This is a genomic window from Lactiplantibacillus sp. 30.2.29 (assembly GCF_018991255.1).
GTDB lineage: Bacteria > Bacillota > Bacilli > Lactobacillales > Lactobacillaceae > Lactiplantibacillus > Lactiplantibacillus pentosus.
In genome coordinates this window covers 16490-40830 of the sequence record NZ_JAGYGU010000013.1, presented here as the reverse complement: position 1 = coordinate 40830, position 24341 = coordinate 16490, and the positions used below count along the sequence as shown (strand labels likewise).

Here is a 24341-nt window from a genome sequence, read left to right as displayed (position 1 = left end):
AAGACGTCTTCCCGCTCACCTGTTATCGCTTTTTCATAACGTCGATGCTCTTGAGTGATTCACCCGTCCCAACGGCAACGCAGTCGAGCGGTTCGTTTGCGATGAATACTGGAACTTTGGTTTCATCTGCAATCACTTCAGAAAGATTCTTCAATAAAGCACCACCACCGGTCAAAACAATCCCGTGGTCAATTACGTCTGAGGCAATTTCTGGGGAAGTTTCTTCAAGTGTTTCTTTGATAGCAGAAATAATTTCAGAAACGACTTCTTGAATCGCTTCGGAAACGTCTACTGATGAAATTTCAACCGTCTTTGGTAATCCAGATAACAGATCCCGACCCCGAATGGTTGAGCCTTCAATTTCTTCAGCTGCTTCTAAGGAAGCTGAACCACAATCAATTTTGAGTTGTTCTGCAGTCCGTTCACCGATTAGCAAGTTAAACTTCTGACGAACATGATAAATGATTGAATCATCAATCTTATCACCGGCCATTCGAATTGAACGGCTTGACACGATCCCACCTAACGAAATCGTAGCCACGTCGGTCGTCCCACCACCAATATCAACGACCATGCTACCAGTTGGATCCATTACTGGCAAACCGGCACCAATCGCAGCGGCAAATGGTTCTTCGATAACGTACGCGTCACGCGCACCGGCTACTCGAGTTGCATCGATAACGGCCCGCTTTTCAACTTCTGTGACACCACTAGGTACACAAACCATCACGTAAGGCTTCCCATTTGAGCGGCCTAACGTCTTTTGAATAAAGTACTTCATCATCGCAACCGTCGTATCGTAGTCTGCGATGACCCCGTCCTTCATTGGTCGAATCGCCACAATACTTGCTGGCGTTCTCCCAATCATATCCCGTGCTTCTGAACCAACTGATACAATTTCACCAGTCTTCGTGTTCTTCGCAACTACGGATGGTTCCCGTAATACGATGCCCTTGCCGTCAACGTACACAATTGTGTTGGCAGTACCGAGATCGATCCCGATATTTTTTGTCCCAAATCCGAACACTATATTCATCCCTTCATCATTAACAAATTTAATTTTTTATTTTAGTCATAATAGTAAGTATTATAGCATAGTCGCACTGCATTGAAAAAGCACTGCCTGAAACCTAGCATACCGTAAATCAATAAAAAATACAGTTTCACTATTTAACTTAGATAAAATTTAACAAAAAACGCGATCAGGCCGATGAACAATCGGTCCTAACCCCGTTATTTTACCACATTCTATTGCGAATCCGTATTACAATTTATTAAGCCCTGTTCCGCAAAACTATAGTAATCGTTTACACCGACAATAAAACTATCCAACAATGGCATTCCCATCAATTCGCAAGCCAATTGGAGCCGCTTGGTAAATTCAATATCCTTAGTGGATGGTGTGACGTCACCACTGGGATGATTGTGAACAATGACAATTCTCGCCGTCACCGTCATCAACGCCAACTTAATGATTTCACGTGGCTGTGCGGGACAACTATTGATTGTCCCCTGAAAAACAACTTCACGCCGCAATACGCTGTTTTTGGTATCCAGGCACAAGAGTTGCAGCTGTTCCTGCTCAAGATGCGCATAATCTTCCAACAACGTCCGCGCTAATTGTTCACTACCATACACCTGGTCTAACAATCGACGCGCCGGGCGTGGCAATAACTGCCCACATCGTAATCCGATTATCAGTCGGTTCCACACTGGATCCTTAGACGATTCATGTAACCAATCCGTCGCTTCCTCTAACGGATACGACCGTTCAAACATCCAGACAGCGTGATCGACCTCCTCCGCTGGTAAATACGTCGCAAAATACTGCTGAACTAACTCATGCGCTTGGGTCACTGGTACGTATGCCTCTTCTAATATCGTCATCAAAAACACCCTTTCTAATTAGTAGATACGCAAGCACGACGAGTCTCCATTATTTTTATGGAAGTTTTTTAAAAAAGTTTTTTCGAGTAACATTATTTATCATTGAAACGTGCTGAAGTTCAAGGGCAGCCAGCTGAGACCCGCTGGAAAAAGTGCGACTCAGCGTAAACTTGCTGTTGTGGCGGCGTCCTAGGCCGGCTTCCAGGCATTCTGGTCAATGGCCGGAACGTGGTGGACACAGATTTAAGCCGACAAACCACGTCTTAAATACTGGTCTTTCACTAACCAAGCCAAAAACGCTTGCTAAGTGAAATTTCACCACTGGGCCTTGCCCAGAATGCCTTCCAGCCTGGGATGGTACTCGAAAGGCAGACATTTGTGGACCCAACTTTTTGTTGGATTAGTCGTTGATTCTTAGCCCACAGATATTTTGATATTCCACTGTCAGACTAGTTTCGAATGATAGCTAAGCTTCCTAACCCATGTTTTAACTTTTCAAATCAGCAGTTTCACTGAATTTGTCAGAACTTTCCTTAGTCGTTTGAGATAGTAAAGTCTCAAATTATAAACGAAGGTAATTTATCGACCAAATTCAAGATTAATGTCCGTTGAATTTAGTCGATAAAATTCAACTGATTTTTCAGTGATTAAGCGTGATAAAGCATTATTGAGGCCAATTAAAAGTTTGCCTGAAGGACTAGTCATTTAATATTCAGAGGTCAATTGTACCCAGATAGGTGGCCGTTCATCTGCCATTCGAGTGGCTTCCCGACTGGCGGGGCCGGCTGACAATGCTCAATAGCCAAATTATTCTTAGTCGGAAGTGGGTTGCTTCCGGCTTAGAATAAGACTCGTATTTGAAATTGCACAGTGGTTTTCTGTGTGAGTTCAAATCGACGTCGGCTATGTTCCAGCAATTGTCAGCCGGCCCCAGAAGTCGACGTAGGATGAGCATGTGCAGACGGACAGACATCCGACAATGTGGCACGTTTCAATGATTTTTCATGCCGTTAACAGCTTAAAAAAATCAGCGCACCAAGCTAAAAATTTAAGCTTGGTGCGCTGATTAGTTGTGTGGGTTAATCTGCATCCGCCTGTTTGAAATAAGCGCGGACGTCGCTGATGAAGTAGAGCGAGCCAGTCAGCAATAACACGTCGTCACTCGACATTTCTTGCAACGCCTGCATTAGTGCGGCTTGCCAGTTGTCAAAGACGGCTGCTGAATGACCGCTAGGCATCTCAGCGGCTAATGTGCTGGGATCAGTCGCTTGCCGCTTGGCGTTGGGACCTGCAAATTGTGTTAACAACAAGTGGACGTTGGGTAAAGCGCCCAACGTTTGAATCATCTGTTGATGCTGTTTATCTGCTAAAACGGCAAAAATCACATACACCGTTTGCTGTCCAAAACGTTCACGTAAAGTTGCCGCCAATTCGGTGATTGCGGGCTCGTTGTGTGCACCGTCAATCATGATCAGTGGGTCCGCATTTAACCGTTCAAAGCGACCCGGCCACTGAGTTCCAGCCAGCGCCTTTTTGACATCACTCGCACTAACAGGGACTTGCGTCTGTTGGTGATAAGTGAGGTAAGCCGCCAGCGCGACCGCTGCGTTATCGACCTGATAATCGCCGAGCAACGGGGTCGTCAAATCTTTAAAATGTTCATCTAAACCATCAAAGTTGAACCGCTCCTGCCAACCCTGAGGTGCTAATAACTTAGTCGTGAAATCAACATCCAGCGTCTGTAGCGGTGCTTGCTGGTCTGCCGCCGTTTGAACCATGACATCCTGTGCTTCAGCTGGTAGTTTTCCCACAACGACAGGGATTTGTGGTTTGATAATTCCCGCTTTTTGGGTCGCAATCGCCGTCAGTGTATCACCTAGGATCTGCATATGGTCGTAGCCAATCGTCGTAATCACACTGACAGCAGGTGTCCAGACATTGGTTGAGTCATATAAACCACCCAGGCCCACCTCGATGATGGCAATGTCAATTGGTTGGGCGGCGAAGTATAAGAACATCATGGCCGTTATGATTTCAAACTCCGTCGGTCCTCCGCTCTCCAGGGTTGCATCTAGCTTGGCGACTACCGGTTGCACCTGTTGAACCAGTTCCACCAAGTCAGTATCGCTGATTGGCGTCCCATCGACACTGATGCGCTCATTGAAACGCGTGATGAACGGTGACGTAAACGTCCCGACTGTCAGTCCATCAGCCATAAACAGTTCCCGTAAATTGGCAACCGTTGAGCCTTTGCCATTGGTCCCCGCAACGTGAATCCCATGGACTTGTAATTGTGGGTCTCCAAGTTCATGTAAAAATTGACGCATCCGCTGCAATGTCGGCGCCTTTTTAAATTTCGTTCGGCCGTGAATAAAGGCTAACGCATCCGAATAAGTCTCAATCATTTTTGCCTTTCCTCCCTAAGATGCCACCTACTGACATCGTTTCTACCCGTTCATTTAAAATAAAATGGTAACCCTCCCGAACAACTGGGACGATTACCATTTTACCAATTAACTCAGCGATAAACTGAGTCATACGACTAACTAAGCTTGCGCTTTAATGTCGACTAGCCGTTGCTTCAAAGCAGCCAATTTGGTTTGGTTATCAGCTAATTTTTCTTTTTCACTATTAACCACGTCTTCAGGTGCGTTGGCCACAAAGCGTTCGTTACCGAGCTTCTTAGTCGCACGTGCGACTTCGCTTTCAAACTTCGCCTGTTCTTTTTCTAGCTTCTTGATTTCTTCATTCAGATCAACCAATTCAGCGAGTGGGATGTAGACTTCCGCATCACTAATCACTTGAGTCATGGCTAACTTCGGTGCAACCACGTCAGCGCCAATTGACAAGGTCTTCGGGTGTGCAAACCGTTGAATGTAATCTTCATTAGTCTTGAAGACAGACTGTAGCCGGGCATTATCCGTCTTGATCAACAAGTCGACCGCTGACGACATCTTGGCATTTGCTTCAGCCCGGATACTCCGAACAGCCGTAATCAATTCAATCAATGATGCCATATCACTTTCAGCGTCCGCATCGTCAAATTCTGGATGGTCCACTGGATATTGCGCAACGACTAATGATTGGCCTTCATGTGGCATCGACAACCAGATTTTCTCTGTAACGAATGGCATGATTGGGTGGAGTAACCGTAAGATTTGGTCGAGCACGTAGGCTAACACATTTTGCGTGTTGGCTTTAGCTTGTTCGTCATCCCCGGTCAGCACTTCCTTACTCATTTCGATATACCAATCACAGAAGTCATTCCAGATAAAGTTATAGAGCGCGCGACCGGCTTCACCGAAGTCAAACTTATCAAAGGTCGTCGTCACTTGTTTAACCGTGGCATTCAAACGGCTCAAAATCCACTTGTCAGCCAACGTCCATTCACTGGCAGCTGGTAAGACCGGTTTGTCCATCGCGCCCAAGTTCATGATAACGTAGCGGCTGGCGTTCCAGATCTTATTGATGAAGTTCCAGGCAGCGTCCATCTTGGTGTAGCTGAACCGGACATCTTGTCCAGCTGTCGAACCGTTTGATAGGAACCACCGTAAGGCATCGGCGCCATACTTTTGAATGACATCCATTGGGTCGATCCCATTGCCGAGTGATTTGCTCATCTTACGGCCCTGTTCGTCACGAATCAAGCCGTGCAATAACACGTGTTTGAATGGCCGTTTACCCGTAAATTCAAGGCTTTGGAACATCATCCGTGAAACCCAGAAGAAGATGATATCATAACCGGTAACTAACGTGTCAGTTGGGAAGTAGCGCTTGAAATCTTCCGCATCCGTATCTGGCCAACCCATCGTTGAAAATGGCCAGAGGGCACTGGAGAACCAGGTATCCAAAACATCAGGGTCTTGTTCCCAGTTTTCGGGATCCTTGGGTGCATCCACCCCGACATAAGTTTCACCAGTCGTCTTGTTATACCAAGCTGGAATCCGGTGACCCCACCAGAGTTGCCGCGAGATAACCCAGTCATGAACGTTTTCCATCCATTGATTGAAGGTATCTTCAAAACGGTCTGGCACGAATTCAACTTTGTTATCAGTCTTTTGATTATTCAAAGCTTGTTCAGCGAGTGGTTTCATCTTAACGAACCACTGCGTCGACAGCCGGGCTTCAACTTGGACACCTGTCCGTTCAGAGTGCCCAACACTATGCACGATTGGATCGATCTTAAGCATCAAATCTTGATCTTCCAAATCTTTGACCATCGCTTTACGGGCTTCAAAGCGGTCCATACCTTCGTACTTACCAGCGTTGGCGTTCATCGTAGCATCTTCGTTCATCGTGTTGATGCGCTTCAAGTCATGCCGGTTTCCGACTTTGAAGTCATTTGGGTCGTGGGCTGGCGTGATTTTAACCATCCCAGTCCCAAATTCAGGGTCAACGTAAGCATCCGCAATAATCGGAATTTCACGGTCGGCTAATGGCAAGATGACCTTTTTGCCAACTAATTCCTTATAACGTTCATCACTTGGATTGACCGCTACGGCCGTATCACCCATCATGGTTTCAGGACGAGTCGTTGCAATTTCAATGTAATGCTTACCATTGAACGTGTAATCCTTGTCCGCAAATGGGTACTTGACGTGGTAGAAGGCACCCTGGTCATCTTTATGAATCACTTCAATGTCAGATAACGCGGTCCGTGCTTGCGGATCCCAGTTGATGATGTATTCGCCACGGTAAATCAAGCCCTTGTTGTATAAGTCAACGAAGACTTTCTTAACTGCGTCTGACAAGCCATCATCCATCGTGAACCGTTCACGTGAATAATCTAATGACAGCCCCATCTTGGCCCATTGTTGCTTGATGATTGACGCATATTCGTCTTTCCAATCCCAGACTTGTTGAATAAACTTCTCCCGTCCGAGGTCATAACGACTAACGCCTTGTTCACGAAGTTTGGCTTCAACCTTTGCCTGGGTGGCAATCCCCGCATGGTCCATTCCTGGCAACCACAGTGTATCGAAGCCCTGCATCCGCTTCTGACGAATAATAATATCTTGTAAGGTCGTATCCCAAGCATGGCCTAGATGCAACTTACCAGTAACATTTGGCGGCGGAATCACGATTGAATACGGTTTAGCTTTCTTATCGCCCGAAGGCTTGAATAAATCTTGGTCTAGCCAAGTTTGATAACGGCCCGCTTCAACGGCGGTCGGATCATACTTAGTTGGCATATCAGTAGTTGGTTCTTCTGACATTGGGGCACATCCTTTCCATTTAGGTACAAAAAAATCCACTCATCCCAATTGAGTTAGGACGAATGGATTCGCGGTACCACCTAATTTTAAAGCAATCACAAGTAACTGCTTTACAGCTTAAACATCGTTGTTAACGAACGGTGTATCCCGTTCGGCTATTCCTACTTAAACGTTCAGAATAACAGCTCGCAAGCTACCTTCGTGCTGAAACGCCAAACGTGTTCCACTACTCACGTTCTCTCTAAAGACGTCATTCAGCACTACTCTCTTGCTCATTGCTAGTTGTCACTATTGTAATGAATTTCCTGGTTATCGTCAATCTTTATTCGAATTGTTTTAAAGCTTCCAGTGCAGCCACATAGTTTGGTTCATGACTGACATTGGGCACGATTTCGTGATAAACGATCTTGCCGTCCGCATCCGCTACATAAATGGCGCGTGTCAACGTCCCATTATTGGGCAGATAAAGATTCGTTGCATACCCAAAGGAAAGCTCCTCATCAGAAGCCACCGTCAGATTTTTCACGCCTTCCTTAGCACACCAGCCAGCTTGATCCGCTACTGAGTTGTTGGAAATCGCGACAAACTGAACGTGGGGGTACTTATCGGCTTGTTGATTGAACTTCTTAGTTTGAATCGAACAAACGCGCGTATCAATATCGGGCATGACACTCAATAGGACTGGCTTACCAAGTAAGTCTTTGGTCTTGATCTTCTTATCATGCGTCGTAAATACTTTGAACTTTGGTAATTGATCGCCATCTTCTAGTGGCTCACCGACTAGGTCTAATGCTTGATCATGAAATAATACTTGCACGAAAAACACCCCTTCGATAACTAATGATTGACAATGTATGCCTTGAAACTAGTATAGCTTAAATTTACCGCAATTTCAGGTGCTTCGCAAACTTTAGCCTCATCAATCGTTAATTTATTTTTAGCCTCCTGGTCGGGATTATTTGCAACAAGATAGTGCGTTAAATCCGACGTGCGGCAAGGTGCAGTGCCAATTGGGTGGCTTGCGTGACTGACCCCTGCGTTTCGTGACACCAACGCGCAGCCAAAGTCAATGCTGGTGCACGTAGTCTGGCTGCAATCAACGTTGCCACGTCTTCTGCTGCCGATTGATGTAAGCTTTGCCCAAGCTCACGTAACGTCGCAGCCAACCGCATCCCCGTTTCAAAATATTGGGTCCTCGCAGTCGGCGCTTCTAACGCCACGTGCTGGTTAGCACGTTGACCGGCGTCAATCCACGCGTCCGGGTCAGTGGGACTTGGCAACCACAACATCAATGCGGTAAACCACGTCACCACTTGAAGTTGTTCATTGGTCACACCGATGATCGACCACGGATTTAAATCTAACTGGCGTAACTCTAAATACTGAATGCCCGTTTGGCGCAAGGTCGATAAGTCACGACCACCACGCAACCGCACTTGTCCATAATACTCTTTGACCGCGCTTAACTGCCCACGGGCGACTGCCGTCTGCAAACTATCACAATACTGTGTCAGTGACGCATAGGAAACATGCAGGCCAGGCCGATTCACGTAGCCTTCAGGACCATTGCGCAGACTACGTACTAACCGGTGGCTCTCATGAAACCCCGAATTTGGCCAAACGTGTGGCGTACAGCCATATAAATAAGTTAATATCCACCGATAATGCAAATAATTTTGCGCGATATGCAAGTAACATTGATTCCGAAAACTGACCTGGTCGGTTATTTCTGTCTGCGTCTGAAATAATGCGGTCAGCAGGTCCGGATTTAAGCTGATATTGCAATGCAGACCAGACAGCATTTGCCGGCGCCGGCCGTATCGTTGCGCCAGACCCTCACGATACGCAACCGCCGCGCTGTCCAACTTCGCAATTGGAATCAGCGCTTCGTCCTCAGGCAAGGTTGGTGGGACACTCAAGGGCCAAATCAGTTCAGGCGCGATTCCCTGGCGAACCTGGCGCGTTAATCCAGTCAACGCCCTACCAGCAGCTTCAGCATTGGGACAAACTGGGGTTACTAATTCGACCTGAGTTTCAGCGAAGTCCCGCTGCAGCCCAGATAATTTTCCAATCAAAGCGGGCGCTAAATCCGTTTGCGCCAATTGACCAGTTTCAACGATCCGCTGACCTTCACGCTCGAGGCCGACTTGGAGCATATTCGAATTAATTGCTACTGCATTTAATTTCAATAACTGTTGCCAATCCATGCCCACCGCCCCATTTCTAACGCTATCCTAGCATACCTAGTCCATCGGTTCATAAATGATGACCATTATTTTAGGTCAGCTAACACATTAATTCAACAATATTGATATATTACTGACATTTTGTGCTTGTTATTCTCTAGCATTATAGATGATTAAATCATGCCATTTTTTAAGCTCAAGAGCCGCCAGCTGAGACCCGCTGGAAACAGTGCGAGTTACCGTAAACTTGCTGTAGCGGATGCTTCCTACACCGGCTTTCAGGCATTCGAAAGGCAGACATGTGCGGACCCAACTTTTGGTTAGATTAGTCTTTGCTTCTACGCTATGGGGCCAATTTGATATTCAACTGTCAGACCGGTTCTAACAATAGATAAACTCTTTTGCCCATGCGATAAGGTATCTGACAAACATCCTCACTGAACTTGTCAGGATTTTCTCAAGTCGTTTGAGATTGCAAAATCTTCAATAACAAAGGTAATTTATCGGTTAAATTTAAGATTAGTCATCATCAAAATTAATAGTATTAAAATGAGTGAATCATATTCAGGCAATCTTCTTAGTAATTAAATGCCATCAGTCATCATCGACACCGATTAAGCTTTGCCTGAAGGACCAGTCTCCTAGTATTCAGTGGTCAATTGCACCAAGTTAGGTGGTCGTTCATCCGCCATTCGAGCGGGTTACCGACTGTAGGGGCTGGCTGACAATGCTCAAGGGCGAAGTTCTTCTTGTCCGGGTGGGGTTCCCGGGCTAGAAGAAGACTCGTATTTGAACTCGCGCAGTGGGGTTCTGCGTGAGTTCAAATCGATGTCCGCCCTGTTCCAGCGTTGTCAGCCAGCCCCGGAAGTCGGAATCGGATGCGCATCGGCTGACGAACAGCAATCCCAACCGGCATGATTTAATCATGCTTCATGACGAATTAACTAGCACAATGCGGATGGCTTATTTTATCTGAGCAACAAAAAACGAGCACCCTGTTTAGCTAGGCACTCGTTTTTAAATAAAAATTAAAGTAGTTCCGCAAAAACGTCTTCTTGAGCATTAAGGTAGTTTTCACCGGGTTTGATCTCGGTCATCTTAATTCCCGCTAAAGCACGTTCCATTAAACCATCAACGTCGATGCGTTCTTCGTATGCACGTGAACGATCCAACTTCGGATGAGTCTTTGGTGCTGGTGGCGCAAAGATCGTACAGCAATCTTCAAATGGCATGATTGATAGATCATAGGTGTCAATGTCTTCAGCAATCTTGATGATTTCCGTCTTATCCATTGAAATCACTGGCCGTAAAACGGGTAAAGTCGTCACATCATTGATAGCAATCATACTATCCATGGTTTGTGAGGCGACTTGCCCAAGCGATTCACCGTTAAAAATCGCCTTGCCATGCCGTTGACGCGTCACTGCGTCCATCAACCGCATCATCAAGCGCCGTTGCACGGTCATCAAGTAGCCTTCTGGAACCTTTTCCTTGATTTCCTCTTGAATCTCAGTGAATGGAATCTGGATAAACTTGACGCGACCAGAGTAACTGGCAAGCGTCGAGGCTAATTGTTTGGCCTTGGCGAGCGCTTGTTCACTCGTGTATGGCGGACTAAAGAAGTGCACCATCTCCATGTCAACGCCGCGTTTCATCCCGAGATAACCGGCAACTGGTGAGTCGATACCACCAGATAACATCAACATCCCCTTACCAGCAGTCCCTACTGGCAGGCCACCAGCACCTTGAATCGTTTCGGATGACAAGAAAATCCCATTCAACCGAACTTCGACACGCAGGACGATGTCTGGATTCTTCATCTTAACTTGAATCCCGTCGACGTGGTCAAGAATTTGACCACCCAACATATCGTTGATCTGGTTCGTGTCATATTCGAAGTGGTGGTCAGAACGACGGGTGTTGATTTTAAACGTCATTCCCGGTTGATACTGGGCTTTGATCATTTCGATCGCCGTCGCGTAGACCGCATCCATATCCGTATCCACTCGAATACTTGGTGAAAAGTTTTGAATCCCGAACACTAACTTCAAACGATCCATGACAGGTGCAGCATCTTCATCATTTAACATGATGTGCATCCGGTCACGGTTCGCATGAACTTTTAGCGTTGGAAAATCGTGCAACGCGTTGCGGACGTTACGGCCCAAGCTATCGATAAAGTTCCGCCGGTTCTTACCCTTGGTCGACAACTCGCCGTAACGTACCATAATTTCAGTGTACTGCATGAACAAGTTCCTTTCCGTTATGCATCTGCATTGATTTTAGAGAATTTTTGATAAAGCTGATCAAAAACTTTGATAAATTGGTCGGCTTCTGCCAACGTATTATTTTCATCAAGACTGACCCGGACGGCACTCGTGGCAATATTTTCTTGCACGTGCATCGCCATCAACGTACTTGACGCCATGTGTTTCTTAGACGAACAAGCACTAGTCGTCGAAATATAGATGCCCTGATCTTCAAACGCGTGGACGATGGTTTCGCCCCGCACCCCATTGATCGTGAAGCACAGGATATGTGGTGCAAATCCATCAGTCGGTTGGCTAAAAATCGTGACTTTCGGGAACGTCTTGATGTGGTCGTAGATTCGCTGTTTGATGGCACGTTCGCGAGTGACCTTTTCGTCCTCACCCGTCAATAATAGACGTAGGGCCTTCGCCATTCCAGCGATTGCGGGCAAGTTTTCAGTCCCCGAACGCCAGTTACTTTCTTGACCGCCACCATTCATGAGCGGTGCTAATTTGCGCCCATTCCGCGCATAAATAAAACCAATACCGCGGGTCGCATGAAACTTGTGTCCGGAGAACGTCACAAAATCGACCCGGTCATTCATGATCATGTTCTGAATGCCCTTGCCGATACCTTGAACCGCATCAATGTGGAAATGAATCTTCGGATATTGTTTCAACAAATCCGCGACTTCAAGTAACGGTTGAATCGTACCAATCTCATTGTTGACGGCCATCGTGGAAACCAGAATGGTGTCCGGACGAATCGCTGCTTTCAAATCAGCCACGTTAATACGGCCTTCCTGATCCACTGGTAAGTACGTGACTTCATACCCCAGTTCTTTCAACTGTTCCATCGAATTGTGGATAGCCGGATGTTCGACCGCTGTGGTAATCAGATGTTTCCCAAAGGCACGTTTCTCAATCGCCGTCCCCTTGAGCACCCAATTGTCGCCTTCCGTCCCACCTGACGTGAAGAAGATTTCGTGCGCCTGAACGCCGAGTAAATCGGCAATCTGTTGGCGCGATTGTTCCAATAAATGAAAGGCTGTTTCACCAAAGTTATGCAAACTAGAAGGATTCCCCCAAATTTTCTGTGAGACCTTCGTATAAGTATCTAGTACGGCGGGAGCAGCTTGCGTCGTCGCACTATTGTCAAAATAAATCATTACTACGCCTTCTCTTTCCAAGAAAGTGTGCCTTGCACTTACTTTCGATAAGAATTCTTTGCAATTATACCAAAAATTAGGACTGAAACAAGATTTTTTGTTTCAAAAACGCGATTAATCGACGCTAGCAGCAGTATCGCTGAAGCTCACAAGCAATCATCCTGCAATTGTCGGGCATTTTTTGACGCCAATCAAAAACCAGCTGGCCATGGTTGCGTTCATCACAATCACCACCAACTGGTTGGCATTTATCTTCTTGATTGGCGCTAACTAAGCATCAGCATCTGAACTAGCCGCCTGCTTATTAGCATAGTAGCTGTCCTCGATTCGCTTGTAGGAGCCAGGATCGACCTTATCGACCGCCGTCGCAATAACTTCCAAACTCCGTGCGTAGTCATGCGTTTCGTTGAACAAACGTTGCGCTTCAACGCTCGCTTCTTGAACATCTTCATGACTATTTTTATAACGATTGGCATATTGCAAGAGTTGTTCGGCAATCAATGCAGCATCCGTCAAATCATCGGTCTTCTCTTTTAAGGTAGCCATATCGGCCTGAATCACGATGAGTTGCTTCGTAATATCATCCATGTTAATCACAAGTTTATTGATATCATGGTCTAAGCGCTCGATTTCCTTAGAAACGACCCTGAAGTAATCCAGATAATCCTTAGGTAAACCTGGCAGATTCAGATTTTCCACTTGGCGTTTGACCACATGGATTTCAAAATCAAACCGTTGCAAGGTCTCATGAGCCTTAGATTCCTCAGCAGTCAAGTTGGCAACACCCTGGTTGATTGCCACTTGTTCCTCTTCAATGCCGGTGAGTTGTTTGTCCTGCTCCTCAAAGTGAGCTGCAATCTCACTGAAGACCGCTTGCTTACTCGTAATCGCAGTCGTATCGGCTTGATAAACCGCCTGAATATTCTTCAATTGCTCGTTCAATTCACGCGTCCGTTCAACTTCATTGTTATTGAGTGTATAACTTTGTGCCAACCGGTCCAATTCGACTTGTAAGCGGTGATTTTGATTCATCGCGTGCGTCAAGAACTTGCTGATCTCTTCTTGGCGTTGGTCAACGATGGCTTTAGCGTCGATTTCTGCCTGCATCACATCGTACAAATGGTCGATACGCTTCTCAATGGCATGATTGCCATTTTCCGCATCGGTGACTTTCAAGTCGCCCAGTAACGCGGTGTTATCATCGATGGCTTGTTTGAGTCCTTGAATCTCAGGTTCGATTGAATCCACTTCAAAGTGAAAATGTTGGGCGGTCAATTGTTGATAACCACTCGCTAGTTCAGCTAATTGATCAGGAAAGCCACTCACTAAGTCTTTATAAATCGGTGGAATCCGGTCAATATCCATTTCAAGGGCACCGGTATCATGATGTAACTGGTCTAGGACCTTTTCAGCCGCATCGTGATCGCCAGCCTTCGCTAATTCAGAAAAATGATCGAAGTCACTTTCCAAGTTGGCGAGCTGATCTTCAAGTTTGTCGATACTCGGGCCAAACGAGAAGTTTTGCGACAACAACGTCTTCCGCAAGTTTTGATATTTTTTCTCTAAACTCGCAACCGCTTGACGGTGGGCCGCATCGGCGTCATCTAAGGCTTGTAGCCCGTCACGAATTTCGGCCTGCCGCTGTTCGATTTGATCCAACAGTGCCGCGACTTTTTTTAGATTTTGTTGGGCGTCTAAGAACTTGATGCCGCGCGCCTCGGTGGTAATTGTCGCCAATTTATCGCTTACTGCGGGCAACTGGTCGTTTTCCACTTCTTGACCAGCACTCTGCAACGCTTCCAACTTTTCTAACGAGCCGCCCGTTAGTCCGAGTTGTTCAATTTTTTCGAAATCCGTGGTCTGTGATTGTTTCACTAACGCTTGTTGGCGCTCCGTCAGTTGGCGGACTTGCTTGTCAATATAATATTGAAAGCCCTTGACCGCCGCGTAGATGACAATCGCAACCACCACAATGCCGATTGCTACTTGCATACGAATACCCCTTACATTAATTATTCCGTTTTAATTGCGTTGCGCCTCACCCTGCTGAGAACCGCAGCCTTGCTTTTTTCTGAAAATCCAATTAAAATCTATCTTAAATTATAACATAGACGTAACTAACGGACAGTAACAATTTGTTAACATTCAAGGAGGATTTTCACATGGCTACCACCGAAACATCACTTATGAACCAACAGCTCGACGCGTTACTTTTTCAAGAAACGAACTTGGTCGCGAACCTAGCCAACGCTAGCGCCCTCCTCAACAGTACGTATGACGACTTGAACTGGGCCGGCTTCTACTTATTTAACGATGAGACTGGCGAGCTCGACCTCGGTCCCTTTCAAGGCAAAGTTGCCTGCATGCACATCAAAGTCGGTGCAGGGGTCGTTGGTACGGCCTTTGAAACGCAAACTAACCAACGGATCGCGGACGTTCATCAATTTCCAGGCCACATTGCCTGCGATAGTGCCAGCAATTCTGAAATCGTCGTTCCAATCACCAAAGACGGTCACCAAATTGGCGTCCTCGACGTTGATTCCCCATCCTTAGACCGTTTTAGTGCCGAAGATGAGGCTGAATTGACTGAATTCGTTGCAATTTTAACGACGCACATTGACTAACCATTACTAAACGTGTTATGCTACTCTTTGTGTAAAATAATGCAGCAGTAAGTGGGTAAGCTCGTCAACAGATTGGTGCCAATATTTTGGTCAGTTAGTAACCTGCGGCTGCAATGGTGAACCCTGCAGTCCAATCTGAACGAATATCGAACTTACATCGGATTATTTTACTCCAACTAAAATTATTGGAGGAAACATTTTATGTCTCGTTATACAGGTCCAAGTTGGAAAATTTCCCGTCGTTTGGGAATGTCCCTTTCAGGTACTGGTAAAGAATTAGCTCGCCGCCCTTACGCACCTGGTGATCATGGCCAAGGTCGTCGTGGTAAGCTTTCAGAATACGGTACTCAATTACGTGAAAAGCAAAAGTTACGGATGATGTACGGTTTAACTGAACGTCAATTCGCTAACTTATTCATCAAAGCTGGTAAGATTCGCGAAGGTAAGCATGGTGTTAACTTCATGATCTTACTCGAACGTCGTTTGGATAACATGGTTTACCGTTTAGGTTTGGCAACGACTCGTCGTCAAGCACGTCAATTAGTAAACCATGGTCACATCACTGTTGATGGCAAGCGCGTTGACATCCCTTCATACGAAGTTAGTGTTGGCCAAGTTGTCTCAGTTCGTGAAAAGTCCAAGAAGTTGGCTGTTATCACTGGCGCCGTTGAAGCCGTGGTTGCACGTCCTAACTTCGTTCAATTCGATGCTGATAAGCTTGAAGGCTCATTAACTCGTTTACCAGAACGTGAAGAACTTGAAGCAGATATCGACGAATCATTAATCGTTGAATACTACAACAAGCTTTAATTTCCGGTTATTAAAAACCGTCGCGGTTGCGGCGGTTTTTTTTGTGTCCTTTTAACGATTTAGCTGCTCAAGAATCAGGCTCTGCTGGACACGCTACTGAACCCCAATGACGCCACCCTCGCCTGCATTAAAGCTTCGAATCCTTCTCCCCACTTCAGCCAGCATCCTCCTAGCAACCGGTATCTGATCACCATTATTCATCATTAACATTTGAAGCGAGCGATCCATCACTTCAATATTGGGCACATTCACTACAAATGACCGATGAACGCGAATGAAGCTCGGGTTAGCAACCACTATTTCCGATAGCTTTGCGGTCACGGTTCGTTTGGAAAAATTAGTCACCACGTCAATCTTGTGTGGTTCATCAGCCGTCTGAAAGTAGTTGACGTCCAACAGCGGCAGCTGCAAACTGATCGATTTATTTTCAACGAAAAACCAGCCCCCGTTCTTCTGACTACTACCAATCATCGGCAAACGCAAACTCGCTTTCAGATCAGTCACAATTCGCCGATTCAAGTCGCTGTCGCCTATGCTGTACGTATTTAGTGGGTAAACACGTGACTGGATAATCGCCATCGCATTTACGGGCTGCGTAGTGACTAAACTGATCACTGCGAATTTATCAACCGCTCTAATCAGCCGGCAAACCTTTAAGGCATACGTGTCCCAATGGGCAAAAACCACAAAATAAACCTGATAATTGGGTTTTTGCGTCAAATAACGTGCGACGCGTTTTAATGACGACAAATGGCAGACGCGTTTGACTAGCGATAATTCAGGCCCACCATTGAACTTCTGGCAAAAACATTCCCCACTCGCGAAATCCTCAGAACAAATGCAAACATCGAATTTCATTGATTTTCCCCCATCAACGCTGTTTTTCATGGCAACACTAGAAGACAAGATACAATGATTAAACCTAACGCTTTACACCACAAAGTCTAGCATATCGCTTGGACGTTCTCTATCAATCGCGTCTCTTGTTTCATACACTAAAACGGACAGTTGATCTAAGCAGCGCTATAGCGACTTAAATTAACTGTCCGTTTCCACTCAATCTGAATGACATCAATAATTTAAAGATAAGGATCAAAAATGGTTGGCGTTTCAGCAAGCTGCGAGATTAGATGGCGATTCTTCAATTCTTTTTCACGCAACAGCAGCAACATGTGCCACGTATATTGGTACAATTTCTGATTATTAGTTGGCAGCATCACCGGTACCATATCGTTTTCGCGAAAATTATGATACAAGTCAATCATCACGAATTGAGTCCCCTTGCCGTTCCTCAATTCGTGTATCATCCGTTTCAGGCCGTTTTTATATGAAATCGACTGCTGATTATCAACAAGCTCTTGATAGGCAGTTTCAATCAACTGTTCCAAAGTTTCGGCATCTGCATCCATCCTAATTACCCCCTTGTGCCTTACAAAATTTTCGCTAACTCGAAAGATTTTGTCTTTCAACAAGGTTATAATCCTTTTGGCCACCGGCTACCAGCTATTCTCCCAAACAGGATACTAGGACGCTTAAGTGGCTGAATGCGATTTTTCACCCGTCTCCGTCGCCCGCTTTTGGCTATCTATTGTTCATCACCTGATCATAAATCGGGAGTAACTGCTCAAACGTTGTCAAAATTGTCGCCGTTAGTTCAGCCGGATCATCAAACAATGGGTCTCCCACTTGGACCGACCGCCCCACGACCAGTTCACTATGTTTATACTGATCAAATTTCTGAATTGCGGCCGTAATGTTGGCTGGGGAGGCGGGCATCGTCTTAGCCTCACCGTGATTATTGCTGATGACAAAACCAGTGGGCAACGCCATGAGCTTGGGCGTTAAGTCTTTAATCGCCATTTTAGCCTGAACGCTAGGCTTGCATTCGTCCAAAATATCAAAATAGATAAAGAGCCGGTCGGGCCACAAACCGAGTTCAAAATGCGGCCAGGCCTTATAACTCCGCTTATTTTGACTAAAAGCCACCCACGTATCTACCGGCGGATTCTTGTGGCGCCGCAGATGTTTGGCAACATGGGCATAAAATAGCGCACCGTTTGGCTGTTGTAAGTGGTCAATAATCAGCGGTGCCAGTTGCTCAAACTTCGGGTCAATCACCGTTTTGATCAGCTGCATCCGTCCAGCCAGTGTTGGGTCATTAAAGATTTCAAAATCTTGATTCGTAAACACGAGACTCATCTCCATCAGTCGTTTACACTAACCATACCGCACCACCAATCCGAACGCCATCCCCTTCTCTTCGCTATTCTGACGGGAACATGCTACAATGATAATTACTATCTAGGAAAGGATGTTAGACAATGGCTGAAACAGACAAACAACCGGTCGATCGAATCGAAACTGCCATCCACGGGACGCCAAAGCTGCATCCCGACGAACAACGAAAGTACCTTGGGACATTTCGTGAACGCGTCGAAGTCGCAGTGACCGTGGCGCAAATTAAGCAGGCAGACTACGTCGATGCACTGACCCAGGCTTTTGCGGCCCATCCCGATAACCAACTATTCATCAATGGCAATCTGGAACAGGACTTGATTGGGCCCTACATCAAGGCTGCGAGTCACGCCAATATCAAATTCACCATCAAAACAGATGATATTTATCGCACCGCTGATGACAATTACGCCCTGGTGTTCACCGCGGCAACGGCTATCAACCAAGACGATATTGATATTGCCCATCGCTATCCAGCACAAGGCACGTCGACTGACGAAGATGATAACAAGCCAGCTGGGTTGTTAGATAAATTCAAAAAATTATTATAAGCATTCAGATAACAAAAGCCCGGACGACTTTAAACTTGAAGTCGTCCGGGCTTTTTTCATGCGCTAACTATGCGCTAACTATGCGCTAACGCACTATACAAACTCATTGCAAATAACGCCAAGATAACGACGACCATGACGATGATCGCAATCACCTGCGTGGTCATGACGCTTAATAATAACAATATCCCGCCACCAACTAAGGTGTAACCTAACCAATACCGCACGCGCCGCCAAACCATCGGATGAATCGGCCGGGTGCCACGCCGCACCTGTGCGTACTGATTGGCGCTAATCGTCGGCAAGTAGTTGCCAATTGCCATGAAGATGAACGCCACCAAGCTGATGGCAATCCGCCAAATATCCATCCGATGACCCAAATTGTAGCTGATCGTGGTGGCATAAATCACGCCAGACAGTACGGGCACGATCCAAATCATCATCCGCTCAAATCGTGGCGCTGGTCCTTTGTGGGTCGCATTCAGACGTGTAGCTCCCACGCAGATCAGTTGAAAAACCACCATTAACAATGGCAAACCAAAAACGACCACCGCTTTACTTGCCATGCCATTCGGCTGATTATCCAAGTTGAAATGAATTGCCATTCTGACTGGTAACGCTTGATAGTTGACCACGCCATACAAAATCGGTAATAAAATCACAATATAACTCAACCATAATTGCACACTACGCTTCATCATTATTGTCATCCCCCTGCTTGCCACTGAACCGATACAGCCACGTCAACATCTCTTCGAACACACTCGCATTTAACTCATAATACAAATAATTTTTTTCTTTAGTGACGGTAACCAAACCCGCGGACCTCAATAATTTAAGGTGATACGAAACCGTCGCTTGGCTCAAGTTAAAGTGCGCGGCAATCTCGCCCGCCGACTGTCGATTCTGTCGCAACTCCTCCAGAATTTGCCGTCTCACCGGGTCAGCAATCGCCTTGAACGTTGTATTCAATGCCATCTGAACCCCACCTTCTCACTATCTATTTAGATATATCTCTAAATAGAGTATAACAACGAGTTGTTTGAAATACAAGGGAGTATTTAGAAAAATTTCGAAACAGGTTTTCTGGATGCTTTGATGCTTGGTTTCAACGTTTAGGTCAACCATTTCGACGCAAAAAATCGGTTTTTAAGTTGGGGCTTAAAAACCGATTTTTTGTTGTAAGTTTCCGAGGGATAGTGGTGGTTAGTCTTAATGTACCAATGCCTACTCGTACTAATCAGTTGATTACACCTATTCCAGCTTAGATTAACATCCTTTAAATATGAATCGACATGATCGTTCGAATACCCGCAAATGCCATAAAGATCACGACCACCCAACCACTGATTAGCAACCAGACCGGATGACGATAACTTTGCCCCATAATTCGATGCGACGTTGCAGCAATCAATAAAATTGCCAGTGCAATTGGTAGGATTAATCCATTGAGCGCGCCAACGACGACCAGGACCTTTGCTGGATTACCAATAAAATAAAAGATTATCGTTGCAGCTGCTATAAAACCGATAATTAGCCAACGACGCCAGCGTGGATTCGTTTCACTTGCCGTATGGTAATCTAAAAACGATACCGATGTGAATGTCGAGCCAAGTGTTGACGTCATTCCTGCTGCTAACAATAATAATCCAAAGAATTTATACCCAAATTCACCAGCCGCAACTTTGAAGATTGTCGCGGCCGGATTACTGGCATCTAATTGATGTCCGCTGACAACCACCGCTAATCCTGCCAAAAATAGCATGACGCGAATGACTGATGCAACACCAATTCCGGTCAGTGCGCCTTCATTAACTGTCTTTAAATACTGCGAACCATGTACACCGCCTTCCAATAAGCGATGTCCACCTGTAAAAGAGATGTAACCACCAACCGTACCACCTACAATCGTGACGATGGAATAAAAGTCAATGTTACTAGGTATGAAAGTGTGTTGTACCGCACTCTGATACGGTACGGTCGTCACAGCAAGAATATAGATTAATATCAAAATCTTGATAACTGCCAGTCCCTGAACAGTACGATCTACAACCAGTAGAGCATCCTTTACTAAAAAAAGACTAATTGCAACAATCGCCGCAATAATGGCGCCATTCTCAGGAGAGATCCCAAAAAGAACGTTTAACCCAAGACCTGCACCACCAATATTACCAATATTAAAAAAGAACCCACCAATCACAATCAGGACTGTTAACAGATACCCAAGTCCAGGAACGACTTCATTAGCCAATACTTGAGCGTGCTTTCCGGAAACAATAATAATACGCCAAATGTTTAATTGGACAACAATATCTACCAAAATACAAATTAGGATGGCAAATCCAAAATTGGCACCTAGTTTTCCAGTAAAAGTCGCAGTCTGGGTCAGGAATCCTGGGCCAACTGCCGCCATCGCCATCATAAAAGCCGCGCCCATTGCAACATTTAATGCTGAACGCTTACTAATCGCCTTCTCGTTCTTCATCTCATTACCATCCCTTCAAGAACCCACGCTTCGATGAACCAATATTAGTCTACACAAATCAGAATGCGGTAACTGTTACCTGGTTTTCAATTAATGCAGCGTGAATTCGTTTGACAAATGCTAACGCCTTAGGACCGTCCCCGTGTACACAAATCGTATCGGGTATGATTGAAACCTCACTACCATCGACTGCAGTTACAACATGGTCTTTAACCATTCGTAACACCCTTTGAACGGCAATGTCTTCGTCTGCTATCATCGCATTGGGTTGATTGCGGGGAACTAGCCTGCCATTAGGCAAATATTGTCTATCCGCAAAAACCTCCTGGGCATAGGGTAAACCAACCTGACGAGCCGCTTTAATCAAATTACTATTCGCTAAGCCAATCAAAGAAGTACTCGGGTCAACACTTGCAATCCCATTACAAATTGCCGTTGCAAGTGTTAAGTCATCAGCCGCCATATTGTATAGTGCACCGTGTGGCTTGACGTGGTGCAGTGGCGTACCACCACAAAACGCTTGCAACGCCCCAAGCTGATAGATGATATCTGCTTGAACTGCCGCCGGAGTCAATTGCATTTTACGACGGCCAAAGCCAACCAAATCAGGAAAACCGGGATGTGCGCCAATAGCAACCTGATTTTTATGCGCCAATGCAACGGTTTTCTGCATGACTTCTGGATCCCCCGCGTGAAAACCACAAGCAATATTCGCTGATGTAATCACCGCTAACACCTGCTCATCCATCCCAAGTGAGTATCTCCCAAAGCTTTCACCCAAATCACAATTTAAATCAATTTTCATCTCAACACTCCTCGTATTATTCACCCAGAACTTTTGCCAACTCAGTATCCAAAATATCAGTCATTAACATATGTCCAGGTGCATGCGTGATGACTAATGGTAATTTGCTTTGCATTACCACCGCTTGCGGGGTTACACCACACGCCCAGAAAACTGGTATTTCCCCGTTATAAATTGGGACTGAATCCCCAAAATCAGGCTTTGATAAGTCAGTAATTCCAAGTGACTCTGGTTGTCCAACTTGGATTGGCATACCATGCACTTGCGGTAGCCGTTCTGTAATTGCAATGGCCTGAGCAATTTGGTTGGCAGGAATTGGTCGCATACTGACAACCAAATTACCGTGAAATCGCCCTGCCGGAGTCGTTTTAATATTAGTGGTATACATTGGGACATTTTTCTTCAACGTAATATGTCTCATTTCAATACCGTTTTCTAACAAGGCTGACTCAAATGAAAAACTACAGCCAATCAGAAACGTCACAAAATCCGATTGCCAAATTGAACTCACCTCATACGGACTATCAACGAGCCGACCATTCCTATAAACTCGATATTGAGGACAATCTCGAGCAATATCGATATCTGTTGCAAATACACTCAACTTTCTTGAACCCACATCTGTCACTTCAAGAATTGGACAAGCCTTACGATTACGCTGAGCAAACAACAAAAAATCATAAGCTTCGCTCTCTGGTAAAATAACCAAATTTGCTTGCGTATACCCTAGGCACTGGCCACTACTTTGTTCCCGATATAGTCCTTGGCGACACGCTTGTCTGAACATTGCTGGTGTCATGGTGTGACCTCCTATTTTTTACAACTTCATCAATAAATTCAATATCGAACTGATTATCTAGCCACTTAGCGTTATGGATGAGTTGATCAACGAAATCAAGATTGGTTGGAACCCCCATAATTACGGTCTCTGAAATTGCAACTTGCAGTTTTCGTATTGCAATTGCTCTAGTTGGACCATAGGCGATGATTTTTGCAATCAGTGCATCATAATTTGGCGGAATCATATAACCCTGATATAGCGCAGTATCCACACGAATGCCATTTCCACCTGGCAAGTGTAGTCCAGACACACGTCCAGGGGCTAGCGCCGTTACACGACATTCAATTGCATGACCGTCTAGTTGAACATCCGATTGTTGAAGCGATAAGGGCTCTTGGTTGGCGACCGCCAGCTGTGCATCTACCAAATCTAGACCTGTAATCAATTCTGTAACCGGATGTTCAACTTGAATACGCGTATTCATCTCCATAAAATAATATTGTCCGGGTGCACAATACAGAAATTCAAGCGTTCCAACACCACGAAACCCCAATGTCTTGGTGACATTGCGTGCAAGCTGTTGTAAAGTTGCTCGACTCTCAACATCAATACTACTTGGTGCTTCCTCGATTACTTTTTGATGATATTGCTGTAGTGAGCAATCCCGTTCCCCCAAGCTCAAAACATGTCCATGCTCATCCACCAGCACTTGAATCTCGATATGCCGCGGTTTCAGAATTAACTTTTCTATATACATTTCTGCATTCCCAAAAGCGGCATTGGCCTCCTCACTAGCAATTGAAAACACCTGCTTCATTTCTTCTTCGCCATTAATAATTCGCATCCCTTTTCCTCCGCCACCAGCCACAGCCTTCAGCATGACAGGATATCCAATATTTGACGCTGCTTGACAGGCTTTCTGGACATCAGTCAACCGGGGGCTTCCAGGGATAACCGGTATATTGGCATTTTGCATGGCAGTTCTAGCTGCAGCCTTGTCGCCGAGTAGCGCAATTGTTTCAGGTGTCGGTCCAATGAATATCAAATGATTATCTATACATCGTTGGGCAAATTCAGCATTTTCTGACAAAAAGCCGTAACCGGGGTGAATCGCGTCAGCACCCATGACTTGTGCAGCACTGATGAGTCGCGCTTGATTCAAATAACTCTCTTGGGGCTCACCAGGCCCAATACAAATTGCCATATCTGCCATCCGAACATGTAAAGCGTCGCGGTCAACGGTCGAGTATACCGCCACGGTCTGTATGTGTCGCACCCGGCATGCCCGAATGATACGGACGGCGATTTCACCACGATTAGCTATCAGTACTCGTTTCATGAAG

21 protein-coding genes and 1 other annotated feature are annotated in these 24341 nt (G+C 45.7%); of the genes, 3 read left to right on the top strand and 18 right to left on the bottom strand.

Annotated features, from left to right (window positions below):
* Window positions 1–22 precede the first annotated feature (22 nt).
* The 9 genes from KGF65_RS08720 to ezrA all read right to left on the bottom strand — a co-directional run bounded on the left by KGF65_RS08720 (window position 23) and on the right by ezrA (window position 14699).
* The gene (locus KGF65_RS08720) at window positions 23–1027 is read right to left on the bottom strand and encodes a rod shape-determining protein (RefSeq protein ID WP_003639183.1); all 1005 of its coding nucleotides are present in this window, start codon (window positions 1025–1027) and stop codon (window positions 23–25) included.
* Window positions 1028–1248: 221 nt separating this feature from the next.
* Window positions 1249–1887, bottom strand: coding sequence for a JAB domain-containing protein (locus KGF65_RS08715; RefSeq protein WP_050339362.1), 639 nt, complete (start codon window positions 1885–1887; stop codon window positions 1249–1251).
* 1079 nt (window positions 1888–2966) lie between these two features.
* Window positions 2967–4292, bottom strand: a complete 1326-nt coding sequence (locus tag KGF65_RS08710; protein WP_105923993.1) for a folylpolyglutamate synthase/dihydrofolate synthase family protein — start codon at window positions 4290–4292, stop codon at window positions 2967–2969.
* A 141-nt stretch (window positions 4293–4433) separates the two neighbouring features.
* Window positions 4434–7103 (bottom strand): valine--tRNA ligase, encoded by a 2670-nt coding sequence (locus KGF65_RS08705; RefSeq protein WP_216748361.1) that lies wholly within the window; start codon window positions 7101–7103, stop codon window positions 4434–4436.
* A 51-nt stretch (window positions 7104–7154) separates the two neighbouring features.
* Window positions 7155–7388: a binding site (T-box leader), on the bottom strand.
* A gap of 37 nt (window positions 7389–7425) precedes the next feature.
* Window positions 7426–7920 carry a thiol peroxidase gene (gene tpx, locus KGF65_RS08700; protein ID WP_050339365.1) on the bottom strand — a complete coding sequence of 165 codons (495 nt, stop codon included), beginning with the start codon at window positions 7918–7920 and terminating at the stop codon, window positions 7426–7428.
* 160 nt (window positions 7921–8080) lie between these two features.
* The gene (locus KGF65_RS08695) at window positions 8081–9310 is read right to left on the bottom strand and encodes a glutamate--cysteine ligase (RefSeq protein WP_101873226.1); all 1230 of its coding nucleotides are present in this window, start codon (window positions 9308–9310) and stop codon (window positions 8081–8083) included.
* A gap of 1007 nt (window positions 9311–10317) precedes the next feature.
* A complete protein-coding gene (gene thiI / locus KGF65_RS08690; RefSeq protein ID WP_105919792.1) occupies window positions 10318–11535 on the bottom strand; it encodes a tRNA uracil 4-sulfurtransferase ThiI in 1218 nt (405 codons plus the stop codon).
* A 17-nt stretch (window positions 11536–11552) separates the two neighbouring features.
* A complete protein-coding gene (locus tag KGF65_RS08685; protein WP_216748362.1) occupies window positions 11553–12707 on the bottom strand; it encodes a cysteine desulfurase family protein in 1155 nt (384 codons plus the stop codon).
* A 270-nt stretch (window positions 12708–12977) separates the two neighbouring features.
* A complete protein-coding gene (ezrA, locus tag KGF65_RS08680) occupies window positions 12978–14699 on the bottom strand; it encodes a septation ring formation regulator EzrA (RefSeq protein WP_216748363.1) in 1722 nt (573 codons plus the stop codon).
* Between the two features lie 170 nt (window positions 14700–14869).
* Between ezrA and KGF65_RS08675 the strand changes: the two genes are divergently transcribed.
* Both KGF65_RS08675 and rpsD read left to right on the top strand, forming a co-directional pair.
* On the top strand, window positions 14870–15331 hold the full coding sequence (locus KGF65_RS08675; RefSeq protein ID WP_021338328.1) for a GAF domain-containing protein: 462 nt from the start codon (window positions 14870–14872) through the stop codon (window positions 15329–15331).
* 201 nt (window positions 15332–15532) lie between these two features.
* On the top strand, window positions 15533–16141 hold the full coding sequence (gene rpsD, locus KGF65_RS08670; RefSeq protein WP_003641475.1) for a 30S ribosomal protein S4: 609 nt from the start codon (window positions 15533–15535) through the stop codon (window positions 16139–16141).
* A 93-nt stretch (window positions 16142–16234) separates the two neighbouring features.
* Here rpsD and KGF65_RS08665 read toward each other — a convergent pair whose 3' ends face one another.
* The 3 genes from KGF65_RS08665 to KGF65_RS08655 all read right to left on the bottom strand — a co-directional run bounded on the left by KGF65_RS08665 (window position 16235) and on the right by KGF65_RS08655 (window position 18331).
* Complete coding sequence (locus KGF65_RS08665; RefSeq protein ID WP_216748364.1) at window positions 16235–16999, bottom strand: LytTR family DNA-binding domain-containing protein; 765 nt, start codon at window positions 16997–16999, stop codon at window positions 16235–16237.
* Between the two features lie 221 nt (window positions 17000–17220).
* Entirely contained in the window at window positions 17221–17550 is a 330-nt protein-coding gene (locus tag KGF65_RS08660) for a hypothetical protein (RefSeq protein WP_216748365.1), read from the bottom strand.
* A 172-nt stretch (window positions 17551–17722) separates the two neighbouring features.
* A complete protein-coding gene (locus tag KGF65_RS08655) occupies window positions 17723–18331 on the bottom strand; it encodes a DUF1054 domain-containing protein (RefSeq protein WP_101873222.1) in 609 nt (202 codons plus the stop codon).
* Window positions 18332–18462: 131 nt separating this feature from the next.
* On the opposite strand from KGF65_RS08655, the gene KGF65_RS08650 reads away from it, so the two are divergent.
* A complete protein-coding gene (locus KGF65_RS08650) occupies window positions 18463–18927 on the top strand; it encodes a YueI family protein (protein ID WP_088771042.1) in 465 nt (154 codons plus the stop codon).
* A gap of 74 nt (window positions 18928–19001) precedes the next feature.
* On the opposite strand, the gene KGF65_RS08645 is transcribed toward KGF65_RS08650, so the two are convergent.
* From KGF65_RS08645 to KGF65_RS08620, 6 genes are all read right to left on the bottom strand, one after another.
* Window positions 19002–19628 (bottom strand): DUF1648 domain-containing protein, encoded by a 627-nt coding sequence (locus tag KGF65_RS08645; RefSeq protein ID WP_101873221.1) that lies wholly within the window; start codon window positions 19626–19628, stop codon window positions 19002–19004.
* The gene (locus tag KGF65_RS08640) at window positions 19615–19905 is read right to left on the bottom strand and encodes an autorepressor SdpR family transcription factor (RefSeq protein WP_003639197.1); all 291 of its coding nucleotides are present in this window, start codon (window positions 19903–19905) and stop codon (window positions 19615–19617) included. Before KGF65_RS08640 ends, KGF65_RS08645 begins: the two co-directional genes overlap by 14 nt.
* A 301-nt stretch (window positions 19906–20206) precedes the next feature.
* The gene (locus tag KGF65_RS08635; protein WP_105923968.1) at window positions 20207–21412 is read right to left on the bottom strand and encodes an NRAMP family divalent metal transporter; all 1206 of its coding nucleotides are present in this window, start codon (window positions 21410–21412) and stop codon (window positions 20207–20209) included.
* A 58-nt stretch (window positions 21413–21470) separates the two neighbouring features.
* A complete protein-coding gene (locus KGF65_RS08630; RefSeq protein WP_216748367.1) occupies window positions 21471–22217 on the bottom strand; it encodes a LamB/YcsF family protein in 747 nt (248 codons plus the stop codon).
* 16 nt (window positions 22218–22233) lie between these two features.
* Window positions 22234–23016, bottom strand: a complete 783-nt coding sequence (locus KGF65_RS08625; RefSeq protein WP_101873218.1) for a putative hydro-lyase — start codon at window positions 23014–23016, stop codon at window positions 22234–22236.
* Window positions 22958–24337, bottom strand: coding sequence for an acetyl/propionyl/methylcrotonyl-CoA carboxylase subunit alpha (locus tag KGF65_RS08620; RefSeq protein ID WP_101873217.1), 1380 nt, complete (start codon window positions 24335–24337; stop codon window positions 22958–22960). Before KGF65_RS08620 ends, KGF65_RS08625 begins: the two co-directional genes overlap by 59 nt.
* Window positions 24338–24341 lie beyond the last annotated feature (4 nt).